22 protein-coding genes are annotated in these 21,363 nt (G+C 72.1%); 10 read left to right on the top strand and 12 right to left on the bottom strand.

Annotated features, from left to right (window positions below; translation table 11 throughout):
* Positions 1-41: 41 nt before the first annotated feature.
* The gene (locus MTES_RS11030) at positions 42-656 is read right to left on the bottom strand and encodes a hypothetical protein (RefSeq protein ID WP_013585337.1); all 615 of its coding nucleotides are present in this window, start codon (positions 654-656) and stop codon (positions 42-44) included.
* A gap of 53 nt (positions 657-709) precedes the next feature.
* The gene (locus MTES_RS11025) at positions 710-1,138 is read right to left on the bottom strand and encodes a YdeI/OmpD-associated family protein (protein ID WP_013585336.1); all 429 of its coding nucleotides are present in this window, start codon (positions 1,136-1,138) and stop codon (positions 710-712) included.
* Positions 1,139-1,410: 272 nt separating this feature from the next.
* Here MTES_RS11025 and MTES_RS11020 point away from each other — a divergent pair, with 272 nt between their 5' ends.
* The 4 genes from MTES_RS11020 (at position 1,411) to MTES_RS11005 (ending at position 4,111) form a co-directional block, all read left to right on the top strand.
* Positions 1,411-1,818, top strand: a complete 408-nt coding sequence (locus MTES_RS11020; protein WP_013585335.1) for a DUF4383 domain-containing protein — start codon at positions 1,411-1,413, stop codon at positions 1,816-1,818.
* Positions 1,819-1,820: 2 nt separating this feature from the next.
* Positions 1,821-2,351, top strand: a complete 531-nt coding sequence (locus tag MTES_RS11015; RefSeq protein ID WP_013585334.1) for a hypothetical protein — start codon at positions 1,821-1,823, stop codon at positions 2,349-2,351.
* A gap of 59 nt (positions 2,352-2,410) precedes the next feature.
* Complete coding sequence (locus tag MTES_RS11010) at positions 2,411-3,322, top strand: oxygenase MpaB family protein (RefSeq protein WP_013585333.1); 912 nt, start codon at positions 2,411-2,413, stop codon at positions 3,320-3,322.
* 237 nt (positions 3,323-3,559) lie between these two features.
* The gene (locus tag MTES_RS11005) at positions 3,560-4,111 is read left to right on the top strand and encodes a DUF1992 domain-containing protein (RefSeq protein WP_013585332.1); all 552 of its coding nucleotides are present in this window, start codon (positions 3,560-3,562) and stop codon (positions 4,109-4,111) included.
* 150 nt (positions 4,112-4,261) lie between these two features.
* On the opposite strand, the gene MTES_RS11000 is transcribed toward MTES_RS11005, so the two are convergent.
* Complete coding sequence (locus MTES_RS11000) at positions 4,262-5,092, bottom strand: HpcH/HpaI aldolase/citrate lyase family protein (RefSeq protein ID WP_013585331.1); 831 nt, start codon at positions 5,090-5,092, stop codon at positions 4,262-4,264.
* On the bottom strand, positions 5,089-6,537 hold the full coding sequence (locus tag MTES_RS10995; protein WP_013585330.1) for a C4-dicarboxylate transporter DctA: 1,449 nt from the start codon (positions 6,535-6,537) through the stop codon (positions 5,089-5,091). The genes MTES_RS11000 and MTES_RS10995 overlap by 4 nt, the downstream gene beginning before the upstream one ends.
* 134 nt (positions 6,538-6,671) lie before the next feature.
* On the opposite strand from MTES_RS10995, the gene MTES_RS10990 reads away from it, so the two are divergent.
* Positions 6,672-8,270: a sensor histidine kinase gene (locus tag MTES_RS10990; RefSeq protein WP_013585329.1), complete on the top strand. Its 1,599-nt coding sequence runs from the start codon at positions 6,672-6,674 to the stop codon at positions 8,268-8,270.
* Entirely contained in the window at positions 8,267-8,950 is a 684-nt protein-coding gene (locus MTES_RS10985; RefSeq protein ID WP_013585328.1) for a response regulator, read from the top strand. The genes MTES_RS10990 and MTES_RS10985 overlap by 4 nt, the downstream gene beginning before the upstream one ends.
* A 171-nt stretch (positions 8,951-9,121) precedes the next feature.
* Here MTES_RS10985 and ald read toward each other — a convergent pair whose 3' ends face one another.
* On the bottom strand, positions 9,122-10,207 hold the full coding sequence (ald, locus tag MTES_RS10980; protein WP_013585327.1) for an alanine dehydrogenase: 1,086 nt from the start codon (positions 10,205-10,207) through the stop codon (positions 9,122-9,124).
* Between the two features lie 155 nt (positions 10,208-10,362).
* Between ald and MTES_RS10975 the strand changes: the two genes are divergently transcribed.
* Together MTES_RS10975 and MTES_RS10970 are read left to right on the top strand one after the other, a co-directional pair.
* Complete coding sequence (locus MTES_RS10975; RefSeq protein WP_013585326.1) at positions 10,363-10,836, top strand: Lrp/AsnC family transcriptional regulator; 474 nt, start codon at positions 10,363-10,365, stop codon at positions 10,834-10,836.
* A gap of 79 nt (positions 10,837-10,915) precedes the next feature.
* Positions 10,916-11,863: a hypothetical protein gene (locus MTES_RS10970; protein WP_148272859.1), complete on the top strand. Its 948-nt coding sequence runs from the start codon at positions 10,916-10,918 to the stop codon at positions 11,861-11,863.
* 8 nt (positions 11,864-11,871) lie between these two features.
* Here MTES_RS10970 and MTES_RS10965 read toward each other — a convergent pair whose 3' ends face one another.
* Entirely contained in the window at positions 11,872-12,729 is an 858-nt protein-coding gene (locus MTES_RS10965) for an NAD(P)H-binding protein (protein ID WP_013585324.1), read from the bottom strand.
* Between the two features lie 85 nt (positions 12,730-12,814).
* Between MTES_RS10965 and MTES_RS10960 the strand changes: the two genes are divergently transcribed.
* Positions 12,815-13,537, top strand: a complete 723-nt coding sequence (locus MTES_RS10960) for a TetR/AcrR family transcriptional regulator (RefSeq protein WP_013585323.1) — start codon at positions 12,815-12,817, stop codon at positions 13,535-13,537.
* 15 nt (positions 13,538-13,552) lie between these two features.
* On the opposite strand, the gene mmuM is transcribed toward MTES_RS10960, so the two are convergent.
* The 6 genes from mmuM to MTES_RS10930 all read right to left on the bottom strand — a co-directional run bounded on the left by mmuM (position 13,553) and on the right by MTES_RS10930 (position 19,811).
* Positions 13,553-14,410 carry a homocysteine S-methyltransferase gene (gene mmuM, locus MTES_RS10955; RefSeq protein WP_013585322.1) on the bottom strand — a complete coding sequence of 286 codons (858 nt, stop codon included), beginning with the start codon at positions 14,408-14,410 and terminating at the stop codon, positions 13,553-13,555.
* Positions 14,407-14,913 (bottom strand): MarR family winged helix-turn-helix transcriptional regulator, encoded by a 507-nt coding sequence (locus MTES_RS10950; RefSeq protein WP_013585321.1) that lies wholly within the window; start codon positions 14,911-14,913, stop codon positions 14,407-14,409. The genes mmuM and MTES_RS10950 overlap by 4 nt, the downstream gene beginning before the upstream one ends.
* Before the next feature lie 382 nt (positions 14,914-15,295).
* Complete coding sequence (locus tag MTES_RS10945) at positions 15,296-16,402, bottom strand: glycerate kinase (protein ID WP_013585320.1); 1,107 nt, start codon at positions 16,400-16,402, stop codon at positions 15,296-15,298.
* A gap of 234 nt (positions 16,403-16,636) precedes the next feature.
* A complete protein-coding gene (locus tag MTES_RS10940) occupies positions 16,637-18,193 on the bottom strand; it encodes a tripartite tricarboxylate transporter permease (RefSeq protein WP_013585319.1) in 1,557 nt (518 codons plus the stop codon).
* Positions 18,181-18,822, bottom strand: a complete 642-nt coding sequence (locus tag MTES_RS10935) for a tripartite tricarboxylate transporter TctB family protein (protein WP_013585318.1) — start codon at positions 18,820-18,822, stop codon at positions 18,181-18,183. Before MTES_RS10935 ends, MTES_RS10940 begins: the two co-directional genes overlap by 13 nt.
* Positions 18,819-19,811 (bottom strand): Bug family tripartite tricarboxylate transporter substrate binding protein, encoded by a 993-nt coding sequence (locus MTES_RS10930; RefSeq protein ID WP_013585317.1) that lies wholly within the window; start codon positions 19,809-19,811, stop codon positions 18,819-18,821. The genes MTES_RS10935 and MTES_RS10930 overlap by 4 nt, the downstream gene beginning before the upstream one ends.
* A 145-nt stretch (positions 19,812-19,956) precedes the next feature.
* Here MTES_RS10930 and MTES_RS10925 point away from each other — a divergent pair, with 145 nt between their 5' ends.
* The gene (locus MTES_RS10925; protein ID WP_013585316.1) at positions 19,957-21,189 is read left to right on the top strand and encodes an ATP-binding protein; all 1,233 of its coding nucleotides are present in this window, start codon (positions 19,957-19,959) and stop codon (positions 21,187-21,189) included.
* The last annotated feature ends 174 nt before the right edge of the window (positions 21,190-21,363 follow it).

Genomic DNA, 21,363 nt, shown 5'->3' with positions numbered 1-21,363 from the left:
CCGGCACCGTCGTGTGACATGCGACCGCGAAGAATCCGGTGTCAGCGAGCGGCCGACTTCTTCTTCTTGCCGCCCGAATCTTCCGCATCGACGGGCTCGGACGCCGCCTTCTCTTTCGCCTTCCGTTTCGCCTGCGAGGCGAGCCGGGCGAGGTCGACCATGCGGAGGGCATCCATCCGGGCCCGGCGCATGGTGGCGTAATCGGGATCGGCATCCGCCGTCATGCCTTCGACGTCGAGGCGCTGGCTCAGGTTGGCCTCGACATCGCCCCACGCGGCCATCCGGGCGTCGGCGACGAGGGCGTTGACGCGCGTCGCGTCGTCGGCGAGGGCGCGCAGCTCTTTCGCGACACCGCGCGACTGGTTGGCACGACGACGCAGATTGCGGGTGTCGCGGTCGCGGTAATCGTGCGTCCCCGATGAGTCGGAGAACCGTCCCCACGCGCGCTTGCGCTGGTTCGTCACGCGCTCGGCCGCTTGATCCTGCTCGTCGGCGAGGTCGCGGAGCGTGGCGCGGGCGAAGTCCGCGAACACCTCGCTGTCGAAGTGGCCGCCGCGGGCGATCGTCTCGACGAGGATGCGGTTGCGCACCGTGAGTCGCGCTGCCGCCGTTGCGATCGACAGCCCTTCGGCAATGGCATCCTTTGTGCGGCCCACGAAACCCTCCCGCTCCAGGTTATCGGTCGGGACGTTCCGACGAGCCGGTCGGACTAGACGAGCTTGGCGACGATCGCGGCGATGCGGCGGGTGCGGGTCTCGGCCGTCTTGGCCCCCTCGACGTTCGTCACGTGCGCTTTGCGCGCGCTCGGCGCGAGGGCGTCGAACGCCGCTCGCGCGCCCGCCTCCGCGAGGGCCGCGGCGAGGTCGTCGGGCACCTCGACCGTGCGCGGGGCCGTGTCGAGTTTCAGGTCGACGGAGATGGCATCCCCACCTGAAAGGCCTGATGCGGCGCGTTTGTCGGCCGAGAACGGAATGAGCGTCTTTCCGGCCATGGCGCCCAGGGTGCTCGAGAACACGTACCCGGCGACGTCGACGATGACGGCCGCGCGCTTTCCGCCGCCCAGCGCCTCGACGACCTCGACCGGCACCTCGATGCCGGTGTTGTTGCCCATCTGCAGCAGAGTCGTTTCGAATTCCATGAGCCGATCGTGGCAGAGCGCGCGCTACGTGAACAGCGTGTGAAATGCAATCCCCCGAGGAGGGGTCGGGTCGCTTCGTATGGTGGGCTTTGTTGCGGAGGGCCTCGGAGAGTACTCGGGGGCCTTCTGTCGTTTCCGGGGGCGGGCATTTCGCGAACCGCTTCTACCGGAGAACGTGCGGCGACGCAAAGCCCAATCCGAACCACTCATTGTCTCCGAAGATGTGACGAAGGCGGCCACGAGGTCGCTGCTAACTCACTGGGAGGTTCATCATGAGCTCTTCACCCAACCGCCTCGTCGCCACCATCTTCGGGGCCGTCTACCTGCTCGTCGGTCTGCTCGGCTTCGCCGTGACCGGCGGCGTCGGCTTCATCTCGAACGAGGGCGGCCTGCTCCTCGGCATCTTCGAGGTCAACCCGCTCCACAACATCGCTCACCTCCTGATCGGTGGCGCCCTGCTCGTCGCCGGCCTCGCCAACGCCCGCGCGGCGAAGGGCGTCAACACCACTGTCGGTGCCGTCTACCTGCTGCTCGGCATCGTCGGCTTCTTCCTCATGGGCCCGGCCAACATCCTGGCTCTGAACGTGCCCGACCACTTCCTGCACCTCGCCAGCGCCGTCGTGCTGCTGGGTGTCGGCCTCGGCACCGAGCGCAGCATCCCCCGCACCGCGGCGGTCTGAGCATGACTGCTGCGACCTTCGTCCGGTCGTGGCCCTCCGTGTTCGCCTGGGGGGCCGGCCTGATCACCGCCGCCCTCGGTGCGGGCGCCATCACCCGTCCCGATTCCGGGGCCGTCGCCGACGGCCTCGGGATCGGACTGGTGGCTCTCGGACTCGCCGCCCTCGCGTGGGGTGGCGTGGTCCTCTGGGCGGGACGCCTCGTCGTTCCGGCCCTCGTGCTCGGCGGAAGCCTCATCACGATCTTCGGTGTCACCGCCCTGCTCTTCGTCGTCCCGGCGCATACGAGTGTGCTCGCGGTGGCTGCGGCATCCCTTCTTCTCGTCATCGTGGGCGCGAGCGTTGCGGTGCATCTGCGTCATCAGCGCCGCTCCGCGAGCGCGACGCGTACCGCGCAGCCCATGAGCGTCGTCGGGCTCCTCGTGGCCGCCGCCGTGATCGCGGTCGTCGTGACCCCCGCCCTCGGCGCGACGCAGAATGCTGTCCTGCTGCGCGACGACGGCACGGTGCCCGTCATCTCGCACGAGGGGCACTGACTCTCTCGATGCCGCGACACCTCGGCGCCCGTGGGGCGCGGCGGTGGCACGCTGGAGAGGTGAGCGACTCCCCCTCCCCCGCACCCGGCTGGATTCCGTCGCTGCGGGGGAAACTCCTCGTCGCCCTCGCCGGAGATCCGACCGGCATGGCCCCCTACGTGCGGGCGATCGCCGAGGGCGATGACGCCGGGTACTTCGCCGAGAACGGTCCCGCGTGGACGGTTCACGCCGGGACGGGGACCCTGGTCGCCGGCATCCGGGCCCTGCTCCTTCAGGCTCTGCACCCGGGCGCCCTCGCGGGTGTGCACGACTGGTCGCGGTACCGCGAGGATCCGCTCGGGCGCCTCACCGGTACGGTGCGCTGGGTCGTCACGCTCACCTACGGTTCACGGACACAGGCGGATGCCGAAACCGCACGCGTCGGCCGGTTCCACCAGCGGGTGAAAGGCGAGTACCGGGCGGGTGACGGGCACGAGCGCTCCTACTCCGCCGAAGCGCCCGACCTCGTGCGCTGGGTGCACCTCGCCTTCACGGACGCGTTCCTGTCGGGACACGAGGTGTCGCGCCGGCCCATCCCCGGTGGCCCTGACGCGTACGTCGCCGATTGGGCCACCGCGGGGCGCTTGATGCGCGTCGTGGACCCCCCGCTCACGCGCGCGGCTCTGCACGCGGAGCTCGACGGCTTCCTCGAGCGCGGCGAGCTGCGCCACGACGAGCGCGTCGACGAGGTCGTGCGGTTCCTCAAGAAGCCGCCGTTCCGCGGGCTCATGGGGCTGTCGTACCGCGTGCTGTTCGCCGCGGCGGTCGCGACGATCCCGCCGCGATTCCGGAAGATGCTGGGGCTGCGCCGGTCGCCGCTTCCGGTGCTGACGGTGACGCGGCTGGTCCTGCGCGTGACGGAGCGGGCGCTCGGGTCGGGTCCGCGCGCTCAGGACATGGCGCGGGAGAGGCTGCGGCGGCTGGGTGTGTGAGGGGGGCTCGGCGACCGTGCGGGGCTCCGGTGTGGGGCGCGAGGTGTGCGAAACTCCTGAGTTCTTGGCGTGGTGACGCCGTTTTGGGTGCGTGCGGGGGCCGTGGCATCCGGTTCTCCGGAGTTTCGCACGCTGCGCCCGGTCCGCGCGTGGCACCCAGCCCGCTCGCCGTGCCCGGGCCGCGCGTCGGCGCCCGGCCCGCGGAGGCGTCGTAGCCTGGAATGACCGGAGGTGCCCATGAGCGACGACCCACGCCAGTCGGCCGAGCGCTACCGGCTCGACCGCGAGCTGCGCGAGAGCGGGCTCGAACCTGAGCCCGCGGCGACCGGACCGGAGCGCGGATCGACCGCGGCCGAGCGCGCCGCGTACGTCGAGACGTCGATCCAGCAGGCGATCCGCCGCGGGGAGTTCGACGACCTGCCCGGTGCCGGCAAGCCCCTCCCCGACCTCGACGGGGCGCATGACCCCGACTGGTGGATCCGGCGCAAGATCGAGGCCGAGCAGCTCACCGGTCTCGGGCCGCCGGCCCTCACGCTTCGGGTCGAGTACGCCGAGCGGGCGGAGCGAATGGATGCCATTGCACGCGAGCCCGACGTCCGCGAGGCGCTGCACGACTTCAACCGGCGCGTGATCGAGGCGCGGCGGCAGCTGCAGGGCGGGCCGCCCGTGGTCACGCCGACGGTCGACGTGGAGGCCGAGGTGGCGGCGTGGGCCGAGCGGCGCCGGGCGCGGGAGGAAGCGGCGGCTGTCGCGCCGGTGGTGCGCCGGCGGTGGTTTCGGCGGAGCTGAGCGCGCCGGGGTCGCGGCGTTGAGTGTCCAAGACACACGGACGCTTCAGAAAACAGTCCGGGTGTTTTGGACACTCAACGCGGGAACGCGGGCGCGCGGGCGCGCGGGCACGCGGGCGCGCGGGCGCGCGGGCACGCGGGCTGGGGGGGGCTACAGCGCGGCGAGGGCCTCAGCGCGGGTCACCAGGGCGCGGGCGCGGGCGAGCGTCGGGGCGTAGGAGCCGTCGACCGGGCCGTCCGGCGTCGCCGACAGCAGCGCCCGGGCGCGCTCGACCTCGTCGGGCGCGGGCGTGAAGCCGGCGTGCGCGCCGGGGACGGCGGCATCCTGTAGCGCGAGAGTGCCGGTGAAGCCCATCGCGACGGCGTGGACGGCGGCATCCCGAGCCTGATCCACCGGGCCGCACGGGCCGTCGATGGGACCGGCGATTCCCGCCGCGGCCGAGGCGACGACGAGCTGCGCGCGCGGCCACGACAGCGCGAGGCGGTCGGCCGACATACCGGTGTCGCGACGGAAGTCGCCGGTGCCGAACGCGAGGCGCCGCGTCGCGGGGTGCGCCGCGATCGAGGGGGCCGAGAGCAGGGCCGCGGCCGACTCGATCATCGCGACGATGGGGACGCCGGCGGGGAGGGATGCCGCGACGTGCGCGACATCCGCGGGACCGGCGCACATCGCCAGGACGACCCCCGCCAGGCGATCGTCGAGCTCGCGACCCAGGGCGAGGTCGTCCTCCCCATCGCGCGTACCGGCGGCGCTGATGCGGAGCCACACGGGCGCGTGGTCGGCCGCGCGGCGCGCGCGGTCGCGGCCCTCGGCCTTGCGTCCGGAGGGGAGGCCGTCCTCGAGGTCGAGCACGAGCACGTCGGCCGCGGTCTCGAGTCCGCCGGCGAGGGGCGAGCGGAGCATCCAGGTGCGCGCGAGGTCGACACGCGCGGGGGCGGGGGCGGCCGAAGCCGCCCCCGCCGGAGAGTGCGCCAGGGTCACGAGCGACCCCGGGCCGCGGCCTCCGCCTCGGCCTGAGCGCGGAAGGCGTCGAGCGACTTCGTGTCGACCGTGGGGCCGGTGCCCGCGTCGAGCGACGCCTGCTCCTTGGCATCCGTCGCCGGAGTCGCCGAGTGGTCGTGGCCGGTGAGCAGCGACTCGTCGAAGGGGATGTTGCCGGCGAGGACCTCACGGACGCGCTGGCCGTCGTACTGCTTGGTCCAGACGCCGATCAGCATGGTCGCCACCGCGTTGCCGGTGAAGTTGGTGACCGCGCGGGCCTCCGACATGAACCGGTCGATGCCGACGATCACGCCGACGCCGTCGACCAGGTCGGGGCGGTAGGCCGAGAGGCCGCCGGCGAGGGTGGCGAGACCGGCGCCGGTGACACCGGCGGCGCCCTTCGAGGCGATGATCATGAAGATCATGAGGCCGATCTGCTCACCGATCGACATGGGCGAGCCCATCGCGGTGGCGATGAACAGCGACGCCATCGTGAGGTAGATCGCCGTGCCGTCGAGGTTGAAGGAGTATCCGGTCGGGACCGTGATGCCGACGACGGGCTTCGAGACGCCCAGGTGCTCCATCTTCGCGATCAGGCGGGGCAGAGCGGCCTCGGACGACGAGGTGCCGACGATGAGGAGGTACTCGCGGCCCAGGTACTTCATGAGCGTGAAGATGTTGACGCGGGTCACGACGTAGAGCAGCGTTCCGAGGACCACGGCGATGAAGAGGAAGCACGTGATGTAGAACGCGCCCATCAGGATGCCGAGGCTGATCACGGCCTGGAATCCGGTCTTTCCGACGACCGCGGCGATCGCCCCGAAGGCACCGATCGGCGCGAGCCACAGGATCATTCCGAGAATGCGGAAGACGAGCGCCTGGAAGTTGCGGATTCCCTCGACCATGCGCGCTCCGCGCTCGCCCATTCCCTGCAGGGCGAAGCCCACGAGAAGAGCGATGAAGAGCACCTGGAGAATGCTGCCGCCGGTGAATGCGGAGAAGAACGTCGTCGGAATGATGCCGAGGATGAAGTCCTGCGTCGTGGTCGCCTCGGTGGTCGGGGCGTCGTAGTGGGCGCCCGCGATGCTGAGGCCCTCACCCGGGTGGATGATGTTGCCGACGACGAGGCCGATGATCAGCGCGAACGACGACATCACGAGGAAGTAGATCATCGCCAGGCCGCCGATCTTGCCGACCGTGGAGGCCTTCGCGATCGAGCCGATGCCCACGACGATCGTGCAGAAGATGACCGGGGCGATCATCATCTTGATCAGGCTGACGAAGCCCTTTCCGATCGGCTCGAGGGCCGTCGCGAATGCCGGGGCGACGAGGCCGACGATCACACCCGCGATCACCGCCACGATGACCGAGATGTAGAGCCAATGGTTGCGGTCGATCTTCCTGCGGGGCCGACCGTCACGCGTGGTGCGGAGTGAGAGTGCCATTGGGAGTTCCCCTTTTCTAACGCCGTCGTTGAGTCCGGCGGGGGCGCCGGTCGATGTGACGACTTTGATCGAGGCGGAACGGCGGAACCATTTGTGGTCGTATTGTTCACGGCAGGCGCGACGAAGGGTGTGGCATGCGACTGAGCGTGGGTGGGCGGCTGGCGCTCGTCTCTCTCGGCGTCGTCGTGCTCGTCGCGGGTGTCCTCGCGGTGCTGCTGTCGTTCCAGCTCACCGACTCGGGACAGCGTCAGGCCGAGCAGGTCACCCGGTCGGTCGCCGAGACCCTCGCCCACGAACCCGACGTCGCCGCCCTCGTCGAGCGACGCGATTCCGACACCCTGCAGCCCATGGTCGAGGCGATCCTGGGCGATGCCGACCTGTCGTTCGTCACGATCATGACGCCCGACGGCATCCGTCTCACCCACCGCAATCGCTCCGAGATCGGCCAGGAATACCAGGGGTCGCGCGACGAGGCGCTCGCCGGTCAGACCTACACCGAGGTGTACGAGGGGACCCTCGGGCCCTCCGTGCGCACGATCGCGCCCATCCGCGAGGGCGGCGACGAGGACGGACCCATCGTCGGTCTCGTCTCGGTCGGGGTCACGCTCGGCGCCGTGCAGCAGGACCTCGCCGCTCGCGTGCCGCTGATCGCCGTGGCATCCGCCGCCATCGTCGGTGTCGGCGTGCTCGGCGCGCTGTATGTGCGGCGCAGCGCCCGCCGGGTGACCGGGTCGTACACCCCGGCCGAGCTGTCGCGCCTGGTCGAGAGCTACGAGACGGTGCTGCACTCGCTGCGCGAGGGGCTCGTCGTCACCGACCGCGAGGGCCGCATCGTGCTGTACAACGACGAGGCCGCCGACCTGCTCGGGCTTCCGCCCGCGAGCATGGGCCAGGTCTCGCTCGACCCGAACGAGGTCGACATGGATGCCACCCTGGCCGAGGCCATCTCCACCGGGCGCCGCATGGTCGAGGAGACGGTGGTCAACGGCGACCGCGTGCTGCTCGTGAACCAGGAGGACGCGCGCGACCTGAACGGACGCCGCGCCCCCGAGCGCGGGCACGTCATGACGCTCCGCGACCGGTCGGAGCTGCAGGCGCTCCTCGGCGAGCTCGAGGGCGTCCGCACGCTCAGCGACACCCTCCGCTCGCAGACGCACGAGCACGGCAACCGCCTGCACGCGCTGCTGGCGCTGCTCGAACTCGGGCGGATCGAGGACGCGCGGCGGTTGATCGTGGCATCCACCGGCGAACGCCAAGAACTGGCCGACCGACTGGTCTCGGATGACGAGGATGCGGTGGTCGTCGCCCTGCTGCTCGGCAAGCTCGACGAGGCGGCCGAGCGCGGGGTGCGACTCGACCTCGACGTGTCCGAACCGCGGCCGACCCTGCCGCTCGCGCCCGCCGAGGCGGTGACCGTCGTCGGCAACCTCGTCGACAATGCTCTGGATGCCGCGGCCGCGGGCGCGGAACCCCGGTGGGTGCGCGCGGCTCTGGCGGACAACGGCAGCGACGTGGTGATCGAGGTGTCGGACAGCGGGGGCGGGTTCGATCCGTCGCTCGCCGACCCCTTCGCGTTCGGGGCGTCGACGAAGGCCGAGCACGCCCCCGGCGGGCGCGGCGTCGGACTCGCGCTCGTGCGCGATATCGTGGCCGCCCGGGGTGGAACCCTGCAGGTCACCGCCGACCCGACGAGGGTGCGGGTGTTCCTGCCGTCGGTGGAGGAGGCGTCGTGATCCGGGTCCTGGTCGTCGATGACGACGCCCTCGCCCTCGAGCTGCACACGGCCTACGTGGAGCGCGTGCCCGGATTCGAGGTCGCGGGGCAGGCGTCGGGAGCTCGGGCCGCGCTCACGGCGATCGCCGACCCCGAACGCCGGATCGACCTCGTGCTCCTCGACATGACGATGCCCGACGGCAACGGCCTCGACGTCGCGCGGCGCGTGCGCGCGGCCGGATCGGGCGTCGACATCATCGCGGTGACGGCGGTCCGGGATGCCGCGACCGTCCGCGCCGCGGTGTCGATCGGGGTCGTGCAGTACCTCATCAAGCCGTTCGCGTTCGCGGCCTTCCGCGAGCGCCTCGAGGCGTACCGCGCCTACGTCGAGGGCCTGGATCGCGCGGCGGGCGACGCGACGCAGTCCGAGGTGGACGCGCTGCTCGGATCGCTGCGCACCGTCACGTCGCCCGGGCTGCCGAAGGGCTTGAGCGACGAGACGCTGCAGGCCGTCGCGGAGCGGGTGCGCACGGCATCCGGAGCCGTCTCCTCGACCGAGGTGGGCGAGAGCGAGGGGATGTCCCGGGTCACCGCCCGGCGCTACCTCGAGCACCTCGCCGACGTGGGCCGCGTGCGCCGCGAGCCCCGCTACGGCGGCCCCGGCCGCCCCGAGATCACGTACGCGTGGGTGCGGGCGTGACCCGACGCTCGTGAGCGTTGAGTGTCCAGAACACCCGGACTCCTCGAAAAATCGTCCGGGTTTCTTGGACACTCAACGGTGCGGGCGGGGCGGGGCGGGGGCGCGCGGGGCGGGGGCGCGCGGGGCGGGGCGGCGCGGGGCGCGCGGGGCGCGCGGAGCGCTGAGGGGGCGTCAGAGGGCGAAGGCGGCGCGGACGCCCTCGTTCGTGACCTCGCCGGCGCGGACGTTCAGGCCCTTCGCGAGAGCGGGATCCGCGGATGCCGCGGCGTCCCAGCCCGCGTCGGCGATCCGCGTGATGTAGGGCAGGGTGGCGTTCGACAGCGCCCGCGTCGAGGTGTGCGGGACCGCGCCGGGCATGTTCGCGACGCAGTAGTACAGCGCTTCGTGGACGCGGAAGGTCGGGGCGTCGTGCGTCGTGGGACGCGAGCCCTCGAAGCATCCGCCCTGGTCGATCGCGATGTCGACGAGCACCGAGCCGGGCTTCATCGCGGCGACCATGTCGTCGGTCACGAGCTTGGGGGCCGCCGCTCCCGGGATCAGCACCGAGCCGATCACGAGGTCGGCATCGGCGAGCTGCTCGGCGATCTCGAGGCGGGTCGAGGCGCGGGTCTCGATCGCACCCCCGAAACGCTCCTCGAGCTGGCGGAGCTTGGGCAGCGAGATGTCGACGACCGTCACGCGAGCACCGAGTCCCAGGGCATTGGCGGCCGCGTGCTCCCCCGCGACACCGCCGCCGATCACGACGACCTTCGCGCGGGGCGTGCCCGGCACCCCGCCGGGCAGCAGGCCGCGTCCGCCCGAGGCGCGCAGCAGGTGGTGCGCGCCCTCGATGATCGACAGTCGACCGGCGACCTCGCTCATGGGCGCGAGCAACGGCAGGGCGCGGTCCGCGGTCTGCACGGTCTCGTACGCGACGGCGGTGGTGCCGGCGGCGATCAGGGCATCGGTGAGCGGGCGGTCGGCCGCGAGATGCAGGTAGGTGAAGAGCGTGAGATCGGGACGCAGGAACCCGTACTCGGGAGCGATCGGCTCCTTGACCTTCACGAGGAGCTCGGCGCGCGCCCAGGTCTCTTCGGCGGTGGCGACGATCTCGGCTCCCGCGGCGCGGTACTGCTCGTCGGAGAACCCGCTGCCCTCGCCGGCACCGGCCTGGACAAGTACCTCGTGGCCGCGGTGGACGAGGGAATCCACGCCCGCGGGCGTCATCGCGACGCGGTTCTCGTTGTTCTTGATCTCGGTCGGCACGGAAACGCGCACGGGTTCCTCCTCGAGCGGATGAGCGATGCGGAGAGAATCGCAGAAACGAGTGTTTCGGTGGCGTTACACCGTTGATTCTTCGAATGGATGCCGCCTGGCGCGCGTATTCTCGAACGTGAACGCCCCGATGACCGCCGACGGCCGAAGGATCTGCGATGCCCGATGACGAGTTGCACCCGCACGATGCCCGCATCATCGAGCTGCTGTCCGCCGACGCGCGCATCACGAACGCCGCGATCGCCGAGGACCTCGGCGTGGCCGCGTCGACCGCGCACGCCCGCCTGCGTTCGCTCGTCGAGCGGGGCCTCATCACCGGCTTCCACGCGGCGGTGGATCAGAGCCGACTCGGCCGCGGACTCCAGGCGATCGTCGGCGTGACCCTCCGCCCCGGGCAACGACAGGAGAGCATCCACGCGTTCGCGCACGACGTGCGGCGGCATCCGGACGTCATCCAGCTCTTCTTCCTCGGCGGCGCCGACGATTTCCTGGTCCACATCGCGGTCGACGACTCGTCCGCCGTCCGCCGCTTCGTCGTCGATCATCTCTCCGCGCGGCACAGCGTGGCATCCACACGGACGAGCATCATCTTCGAGTACCACCGGAACGCGGTCGCGGCCGACTTCGACTGAGGAGCCCGCGCCCCGGCTCACACGGAGAACCGCGCGTCAAGCGGGCGCTCGAAAACAGCCCGCCTTTCCGGAACGGCTCATGATGAGAGCCGGGGGAGAGATGCTGCTGTCGATCGGAGTCGTGGTGATGGGCGTCGGGCTGGCGGCCGGCGTCATCCGCGTCGTGCTGCCGCGGATCGGCGATCCCACACCGCTCGGGGTGTTCCTGCGGCTGGCCTCGGTGTCGGGTGCTTTGGCCGTAGGCGCCGGGGCGATGTACATCGTGCGGTTCAGCGGCGGCGAGATCGGGACGCTCGTCGCCGCGGACACCGCCATGGTGCTGGCCTCGTCGCTCGTGTGCGTCGGGCTGGCGAAACCGCGCGCGGGACGTAGCGCGTCGCCGCGCGCGCTCGGTGCCGCTGTCGCCCTTTCCGCGGTGGTAGCCATCTCGTCGGCCCTGCTCTCGCCCGACGTGTCCCTCGTCGTGAAGAGCGTCGCCCTCCTCCTGGTCAGCGCGGTGGGTGCCACCCTCGCGCTGCGCAACCGAGTCCTTCCGCAGGCGTCCATGCGGGTGATCGGCGCCACGATGATCACGTACGGCGTGTACGCCGCCCTGCGGGTCATGGTGTTGGCCACCCCGGAGTCGCTTCTCACGCAGACGCTCTTCTCCTCCACGGGCGCGGGGATCGCGGCCGTGGGGACGATGCTGATGACCGGGGTCGCCGTCGGGCTGGTGGGTCGACCGGCGGCTCGCCCCGACGACGACGAGGATCGTCGCCGCACGCTCGTCGTCATCGGCGATTGGAAGCTCGCCAACGCGGCGTTCGGGACCGACCGCGTGCTCGGTCTCCTGCTGGAGCTGCGCCTGGCGGCCCGTGACCTCGACCCGTCCGCCGTCGACAGCCCGCGCGGCGTCGAGGTGGCAACGCCCTCCGCCGTCGCCGCGCTCCGCGAGCGCATGCGGTCGAGCTACGGCTGGCGCCCCGAGGAGACGGAGCTCATCACGGACGGGACGGTGTTGCGGAGGAAGCCTCGGGCGGCGGGGTAGCCCGCTGATCACCGCCGCGCGACGGACTCCACCACGTCCCCCGCCGTGGCCGGGTCACGGTCGAGCAGGTCACGGAGCGTGGGCGTGGTGCCGGCGAAGAAGCCGCCCGCCGCCGCCTGGAAGATCCCGAGCGTGAACCGCGCCGCCCCCTCGGGCTGTCCCGCCTGGACGGCGCGCTGCATCCAGCCCCGCTCGTCGATCACCTCGAATCCGACGGCAAGCCCGGAGGCCTCCGCCGCCCAGCGCGCGAGGTCGGCGAAGGTCGGCGCCTCGGCGGCGGTCAGGGTCACCGGCCCCCGCGGGGGCTCCGGCTGCAGGAGGAGCAGGGCGGCCGCCTCGGCCGCGTCGTCACGCGAGGTCCATGACACGGGCCCCTCGGCGGGAACCGCCACGACGCCCGTCTCGCGCCACGGACCGAGCATCCACTCGAGCGCGTGGGCGTAGAACCCGTTGCGCAGCGACGTCCACCGGAGCCCGGAGGCGGCGAGAAGCTCCTCGGTCGCGGCGTGGTCGCGCGCCGGGGAGAACGGCGAGTCCGCGTGGGCGCCCTGGTGGCTCGTGTAGAACACGTGTCCGACGCCCGCGGTGACGGCCGCGCGGATCGCCGCCTCGTGCAGAGCGACCGCGTCGGCGCCCTGGTCGTTGGACGAGACGAGCAGCAGTCGATCCGCCCCCTCGAAAGCGGCGGGGAGCCTCTCGGCATCCGCGTAGTCGCCCTGACGGACGGCGACCCCGCGACGCGCGAAGGATTCCACTCGGGCAGGGTCGCGGACGACGACCGTGAGGTCCGACGGATCGACCTCCCGCAGGAGGTGCTCGACCGTGCGGCCGTTGAGGGCGCCTGTCGCCCCGGTGATGGTGATCATGGTGAAGCCCCTTTTGTTATCAATGGAAACACGAGGAAGCTAACAGCGATTACCACCGATAACAAGTCTTTGTTATCGTCATTCCATGACCGCCCCGCCGCCCCGGCACGACGTCCGCGAACGGATCGTCGGCGCCGCGGCCGACCTGCTCCGGGAGGAGGGTTCCGCCGCCGTGACGACGCGCGCTGTCGCCGAGCGCGCGGGAATACAGGCGCCGACCATCTACCGGTTGTTCGGAGACAAGGAAGGGCTTCTCGACGCCGTCGCGGAGCATGCGATGGCGCGCTTCAGCGCCGAGAAGGTCGCCTCCCTCTCACCCGCGGCCGCTCCACGCGACCCCGTCGAGGAGCTCCGTCACGGGTGGAGCGAGACGCTGAGGTTCGGCGTCGACAACCCCGATCTCTACGTCATCCTGAGCGATCCCCGACGCGGTCGCGACTCCCCCGCTCTGGCCGCCGGGATCCGTGCGCTCGAGGAGCGCGTCCGACGCGTCGCGGCGGCCGGCCGTCTCCGCGTGACCGAGGCCCGCGCGGTGAACCTCATTCACGCCGCGGGTACGGGAGCCATCCTGTCGCTGATCCAGCGGCCCGTCGCGGAGCGCGATCCCGATCTCGCCGAGACCCTCTTCGACGCCGTGCTGGACCGGATCCTCGACCGCACGGCATCCCCGCTCCCCTCCCCCGACGACGCGGGTCACCGCACCGCCGCCGTCACTCTGCGGGCCGTCGCGTCCGATCTCGGTGCTCTGTCCGCCGCCGAGCGCGCGCTGCTCGCCGAGTGGCTCGATCGCGTCATCGCGGAAGGCTGAGGCGCGACGCGGGCGTCAGCCCCGCACCGCGGCCGCGATCGCCGCGATGTCGGCGGGCAGCGAGCGGCAGCATCCGCCGACCAGGCGCGCCCCGGCCGCGACCCAGTCGGGGGCGGCGTCGGCCAACGGGGCGGTGGCGCCGCGCCAGGTACGGGTGGTGGCATCCCACCGTTCGCCCGTGTTCGGATACGCGACGAGCGGGATGCCGGGAGCTCCGGCGAGCGCGGGAAGGACCGTCTCGGGAGCGCAGCAGTTGACCCCGACCGCGATGACGCCGGGAGCGGATGCCGCGGTGCGCAGCGCCCTGTCGAGAGACCCCGCGGACGCGAAGCCGGTGCTGTCGGCGGAGAGGCTGAAGAGGGCGGGGATGCCGAGCCCCTCGAGCTCGAGGGAGAGCGCTTCGACCTCGAGCTCGGCGGGGATGGTCTCGATCGCGAGCAGGTCGGCGCCGGCGTCCGCAAGGACGCGCAGGCGGCGACGGTGCCGGTCGCGCAGCTGTTCGAGGGTCAGGCCGTACTCACCGGTGTACTCGCTGCCGTCGGCGCGCAGAGCCCCCATCGGACCCACGGATGCCGCGACCGCGACGTCGCCGGCCTCTCGGGCGAGCGTCACCGACCGGCGGAGGAGCGTGTCGACGTCGGCATCCGGAATCCCGACTCCGAAACCGACCTGGTAGCTCGAGGTGATGACGACCTCGGCTCCCGCGTCGATGAAGGCGGCGTGGGCGGCGCGGACTTCGTCGGGATCGTCGCGGAGGATGCGCGCGGACCACAGGGACGACGACACGTCGTTGCCGCGGGCCTCGAGGAGGGTTCCGAGGCCGCCATCGAGCACGACCGCCCGCGCGGGGAGGGTCGACGCCAGGTCGATCACGCCTCGTGTGTCTCCCCGGCGGCGAGGACGCGCAGGGCATCGGCAAGCAGGGCCTGATCGGCGCGGCTGACTCCGCGGAGCGCCTCGGCCTCGAGGCGGACGAGCTCGGTCATGGCGGCATCCACGCGCTCGATGCCCTCGGGCGTGATGGCCACGAGGATCGCCCGACCGTCGGAGGGGTTGGGGCGGCGGTGCACGAGCCCCCGCTCGGCGAGCTTGTCGAGGCGGTTCGTCATCGCCGCGCTGCCGATCATGGTCGCGGCGATCAACCGGGTGGCGCTCAGCTCGGTGCCGGCGCGACGGAGGACCGCGAGGACGTCGAACTCCCACAGCGCGATGTCGGCGCTCGCGAACGCCCGCGCGCGGAGCTTCGAGAGATGGAAGGCCGCGCGCCGCAGACGCGACATGACGTCGAGCGGCGTGAGGTCGATGTCGGGGAGCAGTCGCGACCACGCGTCGATGAGGAGATCGACCTCGTCATCTTTGTTGCTAGCGGTAGTCACATGAAAGACGGTACCGGAGCCGCGGGGCGATGGCGGTGTTTCGGCGGGGGTGGCTGAGCTCGTCGAAGCCACCGGGTCCCTGCGGCGCAGGTGGCTGAGCTCGTCGAAGCCACCGGGTCCCTGCGGCGCAGGTGGCTGAGCTCGTCGAAGCCACCGGGTCCCCGCGGCGGAGGTGGCTGAGCTTGTCGAAGCCACCGGTCCCCGCGGCGGAGGTGGCTGAGCTTGTCGAAGCCACTGGGTCCCTTCGACGCAGGTGGCTGAGCTTGTCGAAGCCACCGGTCCCTTCGACAAGCTCAGGGACCTCCGCTCGCGCAGGGACCTCCGCTCGCTCGGGGACCTCCCCTCGCGCAGGGACCCCGCTCGCTCGGGGACCGCCGCGGGGTCAGGACGAACCGAGCCGCTCGGCGAGCACGTGGCCCGCGGCGCGCAGCCAGCGGACGGGGTCGGCGAGGGCGGCGGCGGGGGAACCCGCGAGGTCGTCGAGCGCGATCGTGGTCGTGAACGCCGAGGTGTCGGCATCCGGAGCGATCCGTCCCGCGACGAGCGCGACCGGACGGTCTGCGGCGAGCGCCGCGAGACGGACGGGGACCTTTCCGGCCGCCGAACTCGCGTCGAACGCCCCCTCCCCGGTGACCACGATGTCGGCGCGGGCGACGGCCTCGCGCATCCCGATGAGCTCGGCGACGGCCTCGGCTCCGGGAACGAGCTCGGCACCCCACGCCCGCAGGGCCGCCCCGGTTCCGCCGGCGGCTCCGGCTCCGGGCGCGAGGGGGTCGGTGTCGAGCAGCACGGCGGCGCGGGCGAGGGCGGCATCCGCCCCGGAGATGTCGATGAGCCCCTTCTGCGGACCGAACACCGCAGCCGCGCCCGCGGGCCCGGTGAGCGGACTCCGGACGTCGGTCAGCACCACCGCCCCGCCCGGCGGGGGTGGGCGCAGGCAGGAACGGTCCAGGTGGACGGCGGTGCGCACGCCCCGCAATCCGGGCGCGGCGTCGGTGCCGGTGGCATCCGTGATCCGCGCGCCGAGGGCGGTGAGGACGCCGAAGCCGGCGTCGGTCGACGCGCTCGAACCAATGCCGAGGACGAGTCGCGAGACGCCGTGCTCGATCGCGGCGGCGATCGCCTGCCCGAAGCCGCGGGTGTCGGCGTCGAGCGGGCGGAGGCTGCTCCCGAGGAGCTCGATGCCCGACGTAGACGCCAGATCGACCACCCCGGTGCCGTTCGGCGCGGCGGCGGTCGGTGGGAGGAGGATCCAGGATGCCGCGACCTCGCGGCCGTGCGGACCGGTCACCCGCATGGGCATCCGGCGCGCGCCGGGAATCGCCGCGAGGAAGGCGGCGGCGGTGCCCTCTCCCCCGTCTGCCATGGGGCGGGCGATCGTGACGTCGTCGGGACGCGCGTCGAGCCACCCGGCGGCGAGGGCTGCGGCGGCATCGGCGGCGGTGATCGAGCCCTTGAAGCCGTCGGGCGCGAGCAGCACGGTGGTCACGCGCCGACCTTAGCGGGTGGGCGCCGGCGCGTCGGGTGCTCGGGGCGGTACGCAGGTTCGGACGTGTTGAGTGTCCAAGACACCCGGATGCCACCTCCACGGCATCCGGGTGTCTTGGACACTCGACGAGCCTCTGGCCGCGCGGTGCCCGACCGGGCCGAGCCCGGGGCCAGCGGCGCACTGCGGGGACCGGGCCGGGCCTGGGGTCAGCGGCGCACGGGACCGAGCCCGGGGTCAGCGGCGCACGGCGGGGACCGGGGCGTCGCGGCGGGCGGCGGCCTCGAGACGCTCGCGGCGGGCGTGACGCGCGTGCTGCAGGACGCTCACCGTGACGATGATCGCGAGCAGCGCGTACAGCACGACCGTCAACGGCGACGAGACGAAGATCGTCGGGTCGCCCTCCGACACGGCGAGCGCGCGACGCATCTGCGTCTCGGCCATCGGTCCGAGGATCGCGGCGATCAGCACCGGCGCGAGGGGGATCGAGAAGCGCCGCATGACGAAGCCGATCACGCCGATCGCAAGAGCGAGCCACAGGTCGACCACGCGCGAAGCGATCGCGTAGACGCCGAGCATCGCGACGACCGTGATGCCCGCGTACAGGTAGTGGCGCGGGATCAGCAGGAGCTTCGCCCACACCGCCGCGAAGGGCAGGTTGATGATCAGCAGGATGATCAGGCCCAGGAAGAGGCTGGCCAACAGCGGCCAGACGAGGTCGCCGGAGCGTTCGAAGAGCAGGGGGCCCGGTTGCATCCCGTACTGCTGGAAGGCAGCGATCATCATCGCGGCCGTCGCCGAGGTCGGAAGGCCCAGGCCCAGCAGGGCGCCCATCGCCGAACCGGCGGTCGCGTTGCCCGCGGCCTCGGGGGCGGCGACGCCCTGGATCGCCCCGCGCGAGCCGAAGTCGGTGTCGCCGCGGCGGCGGGCGAGGCGCTTCTCCGTGCCGTACGCGAGGAACGTCGGCACCTCGGAGCCGCCGACCGGGATGGCGCCGAACGGCACACCGAACGCCGTGCCGCGCAGGAACGCGGGCAGAGCCTGCCGCCACTCGCGCTTCGACAGCAGCGGCGAGCCGCTCGGGGCGACGAGCTTTCCCGGGCCGCCCGCGCGGCGGATGTGACCCGCGACGTGCAGGACCTCGCCGATCGCGAGCAAACCGACGGTGATCACGATGATCGAGATCCCGTCGAAGAACACGGGGCTGCCGCCGGTGAAGCGTTCGGCTCCCGTCATCCCGTCGATCCCGACGAGGGCGAGGGCGAACCCGAGACCGAGGGCGACGAGGCCGCGGACGATCGAGTCCGCGACGACGGCCGAGATGGCGACGAAGGCGAACACGGCGAGCGCGAAGTACTCCGCGGGCCCGAAGACCTTGGCGAGCTCGACGATGTACGGGGCGAAGAAGACCACCAGCACACACGCGATCGTGCCGCCGATGAACGCGCCGATCGCGGAGGTGCCGAGTGCCTTCGCGGCTCTGCCGTCCTTGGCCATGCGATGGCCCTCGAACGTCGTGGCGATCGCCGACGAGTTCCCGGGGGTATTGAGCAGGATGCCGGCGGTCGAGTCCCCGAACAGGCCCCCGAAGTAGATCGAGGCGAACATGATGAACGCGCCCGTGGGGTCGAGGCTGAAGGTCACGGGCAGCAGCAGCGCGACCGCCATCGCCGAGCCGAGGCCGGGGAGCACACCCACGGCGGTGCCGAGGATCGCTCCGATGACGAGGAACAGGAGGTTCTGCGGCGTGAAAGCGACCGCGAATCCGTCGGCGAGGTTGATCAGCTGATCCACGGCGAGAGTCCTTCCAGGATGCCGGCAGGAAGCGAGAGGCCGAGCCCCGCGCCGAAGGCGAGCTGCACGAGGGAGGACACGATCACCGAGACCCCGATATCGAGCAGCGGCCGGCGGCTGCCGAACGCCCACGAGATGACCCAGAAGAGGGCGGCGGCCGAGAGGATCCACCCGAGGACGGGCAGCACGACGATGAACCCGGCGAGCGCAGCCACGGTGATGCCGAGCGTGCGCCAATCGACGGCGGCCGGCTTCGATGTCGACGCGACGTCTGCGGGCGAGACGATGCGGATCTCCCCCGTCTCGTCGATCGCGCCGAGGTCCTCGAGCATCTCGTTCGAGATCTCGACGGGGTCGTCGGCGACATGGGAGCGGCGGCTCGTGCGCAGCACCTCGATCAGCAGCCCGATCCCGGCGAGCCAGAGGAAGCCACTGACCAGCATCGGGAAGAACTGGGGCCCGGGGAAGGCGACGTCGGCAGGCACCTGCATGGTCGCGGTGCCGTACGTCAGGAACGCGGCGAGGACGAAGACCCCCGCGACGACCACCAGCTCGCTGCGGCCGGTGTACCAGCGGGGCGTGCGCTGCACGCGCAGCGACCCCGTGGTGAGGGTGGACGGTTCGGTCACAGACCCAGCTCCTTCATGATCGCGGTGGTGCGTTCGGTCTCTTCCGACAGGTAGGCGGCGAACTCGTCGCCGGCGAGGAAGCTGTCCTCCCAGCTGTTGCGGGCGAGCACCTCCTGCCAGGCCTCGGTCTCCCGCATTTCGGATGCCATGGCCACGAGCTCCGCGTGCACCTCGTCGTCGATGCCCGGGGGCGCCACGAGCCCGCGCCAGTTCGACATCGCGACATCGACGCCCTGCTCGCGGAAGGTCGGCACGTCGACGTCGTCGAGGGGCTCCTCGGCCGAGAGCGCCAGGGCGCGGAGGTTGCCCGACTCGATCTGGTCGCGGAAGTCGTTGTAGCCGGAGAGCCCGGCCTGCGTGGTGTGGGACAGGAGCGAGGTGACGACCTCGCCGCCACCCGGGTAGGCGAGGTAGTTGACGCGCTGCGGGTCGATGCCGCCCTGCTGCGCGAGCATGCCGGCGAGCAGGTGGTCGATGCCGCCGAGCGATCCGCCCGCGATCGCGGTGCCCTCGGGGTCGGCGAGGAACGCCTGCATGAAGTCGTCGAGCGTCTGGAACGGCGAGTCGCCCGGCACGACCAGCACGTTGAAGTCGTCGGCGAGGCGCACGATGGGTCGCACGTCCTCGAGGCTCACGGGCGAGCGGTTCACGATCACGCCGCCCACCATGACCCCGCCCGTGACGAGCATGATGTCGTGCCGGTCGCCCATCTCGGCGACCGCGCCGAGGCCGATCGTGCCGGCGGCGCCGGGGATGTTCATCACCTGCACAGCCCCGGCGATGCCCTCCTCCCGCATGACCTGCTGGGCCTCGCGGCCGAAGGTGTCCCAGCCACCGCCCGGAGCGGCGGGAGCGACGATCGTCAGCTTCGTGCGCGGGTTGGCGACGCCCCCGGTCGCGGCGGCGCTGAGACCCGCGGTCACGAACAGGCCCGCGGCGACCACTCCCACGATCGTGCCGGTGATCCGCCGTCTTGCTGATGGCTGCATGCTCGTCGCCCTCCCGGGACATCGTCGTTGCCGGATGAGAAGCTAGGTTGTCAGCGCCTCTCCCCCGGTGGCGCGCTCGGGAGCCTTTGCGCTCTTTGATGCTCACGACGATCCGCTCACGAAGCGCGCGCACGAGGAGGTGCCCATGTCGACCACCCGGCCCGACCGCGCTCCCGTGCGCGTGCGCCTCGCCGTGCTGCTCGCGTTGCAGTGCACCGTCGTCCTCGTGTGCGTGCTCGCGACGACACTCGTCGCCATCTCGGTGCAGGAACGCAGTATCCGTGCCGCGACTGAGGAGCGCGTGCTCGACGTCGCCACGAGCCTCGTCGAGCTCGACCAGGTGCAGCGCGCGGTGCTGCTCGACACCGCGGCCGCCACCGCGGAACTGCAACCGCTCGCCGACGTCGTCGCCGCGGCATCCGGGGTCGACTACGTCGTGGTCACCGATGCCCGCGGCATCCGGCTCACCCATCCGAATCCGGCCGAGCGCGGACGGACGGTGTCGACGGATGCCACCGCGGTGCTGGCCGGAGAAACCTTCCTCGGCACGGAGACGGGCACGATCGGACCGAGCCTGCGGGCGAAGGTGCCGGTGCGTTCCCTGGGCGGGGAGGTCGTCGGCACCGCCTCGGTGGGCGTCCTCGAGTCCGAGATCTCGGGCAGCTACGAGGAGGCCGTCGGAGGGCTGCTGCCCTGGGTGGCCGGCTCGATCGTGCTCGGGGTCGTCCTGAGCGGCCTGCTGACCGCGGCCCTCCGCCGACGCGTCCGGCGCCTCGAGGCGGACGCGCGCGAGCTCGACACCCAGCGGCGCATCTCCGGGGCGCTCCGCGACCAGACGCACGAGTTCCACACGCGCCTGCACGTGATCCGCGGACTGGTCGCCGAGGGCGAGACCGGCGAGGCGCTGACCTACATCGGGGGGCTCGCGCCCGTGGCATCCGGTCTTCCGATCGACGATCCGGCGCTGCGCGCGCTGCTGGACGGGCTGGCCGCGGAACTTCCGGGGCTGCGCGTGGACCCCGCCAGCCTCGTGCCGCGCGGGACCGTCGACGACGACGTGCTGACGGTGCTGGGAAACCTCGTCCGCAACGCCGCCGAGGCGTCCGGGCCGAGCGGACGCATCGACGTTCTCGTGCTCGCGGGCGACGAACGGGTGACGATCGACGTCGCCGACGACGGGCCCGGCGTCGCCCCCGCGGACGCGGCGCGCATCTTCGACCGCGGAGTCAGCTCGAAGGCCGCGGCGGGCCGGGGCGTGGGACTCGACCTCGTGCGCCGCATCGCCGGGGCGCGCGGGGGCTCGGTCACGGTCGGGCGGTCGGCCGCGGGCGGGGCGCGGTTCACCGTGGAGCTGCCGCACGCGGGGGTGCGGGCGTGAGCGTCCGCGCCGCGGGGGCGCGCGCGGGCCGGGGCGCGCGGGCCGGGGCCGCGGGCGCGCGGGTCGGGGCCGCGGGAGCGCGCGGCGGCGGGGCGCAGGGGGCGCTCCCGACGGTCGAGTGTCCAAAACACCCGGAGGATTTTTCAAGGCGTCCGGGTGTTTTGGACACTCAAC

This window comes from Microbacterium testaceum StLB037, assembly GCF_000202635.1.
In the GTDB taxonomy this organism is placed as follows: domain Bacteria; phylum Actinomycetota; class Actinomycetes; order Actinomycetales; family Microbacteriaceae; genus Microbacterium; species Microbacterium testaceum_F.
Note: the sequence above shows the minus strand (reverse complement) of the source record. Positions and strands in the feature narration are given on the sequence as shown.

Coding starts and splice junctions, on each gene's coding strand:
- MTES_RS11025 (WP_013585336.1), bottom strand. CDS start 1,138: ATGGAATTCGAAACGACTCTGCTGCAGATGGGCAACAACACCGGCATC.
- MTES_RS11020 (WP_013585335.1), top strand. CDS start 1,411: ATGAGCTCTTCACCCAACCGCCTCGTCGCCACCATCTTCGGGGCCGTC.
- MTES_RS11015 (WP_013585334.1), top strand. CDS start 1,821: ATGACTGCTGCGACCTTCGTCCGGTCGTGGCCCTCCGTGTTCGCCTGG.
- MTES_RS11005 (WP_013585332.1), top strand. CDS start 3,560: ATGAGCGACGACCCACGCCAGTCGGCCGAGCGCTACCGGCTCGACCGC.
- MTES_RS10995 (WP_013585330.1), bottom strand. CDS start 6,537: ATGGCACTCTCACTCCGCACCACGCGTGACGGTCGGCCCCGCAGGAAG.
- MTES_RS10990 (WP_013585329.1), top strand. CDS start 6,672: ATGCGACTGAGCGTGGGTGGGCGGCTGGCGCTCGTCTCTCTCGGCGTC.
- MTES_RS10975 (WP_013585326.1), top strand. CDS start 10,363: ATGCCCGATGACGAGTTGCACCCGCACGATGCCCGCATCATCGAGCTG.
- MTES_RS10970 (WP_148272859.1), top strand. CDS start 10,916: ATGATGAGAGCCGGGGGAGAGATGCTGCTGTCGATCGGAGTCGTGGTG.
- MTES_RS10965 (WP_013585324.1), bottom strand. CDS start 12,729: ATGATCACCATCACCGGGGCGACAGGCGCCCTCAACGGCCGCACGGTC.
- MTES_RS10960 (WP_013585323.1), top strand. CDS start 12,815: ATGACCGCCCCGCCGCCCCGGCACGACGTCCGCGAACGGATCGTCGGC.
- MTES_RS10930 (WP_013585317.1), bottom strand. CDS start 19,811: ATGCAGCCATCAGCAAGACGGCGGATCACCGGCACGATCGTGGGAGTG.
- MTES_RS10925 (WP_013585316.1), top strand. CDS start 19,957: ATGTCGACCACCCGGCCCGACCGCGCTCCCGTGCGCGTGCGCCTCGCC.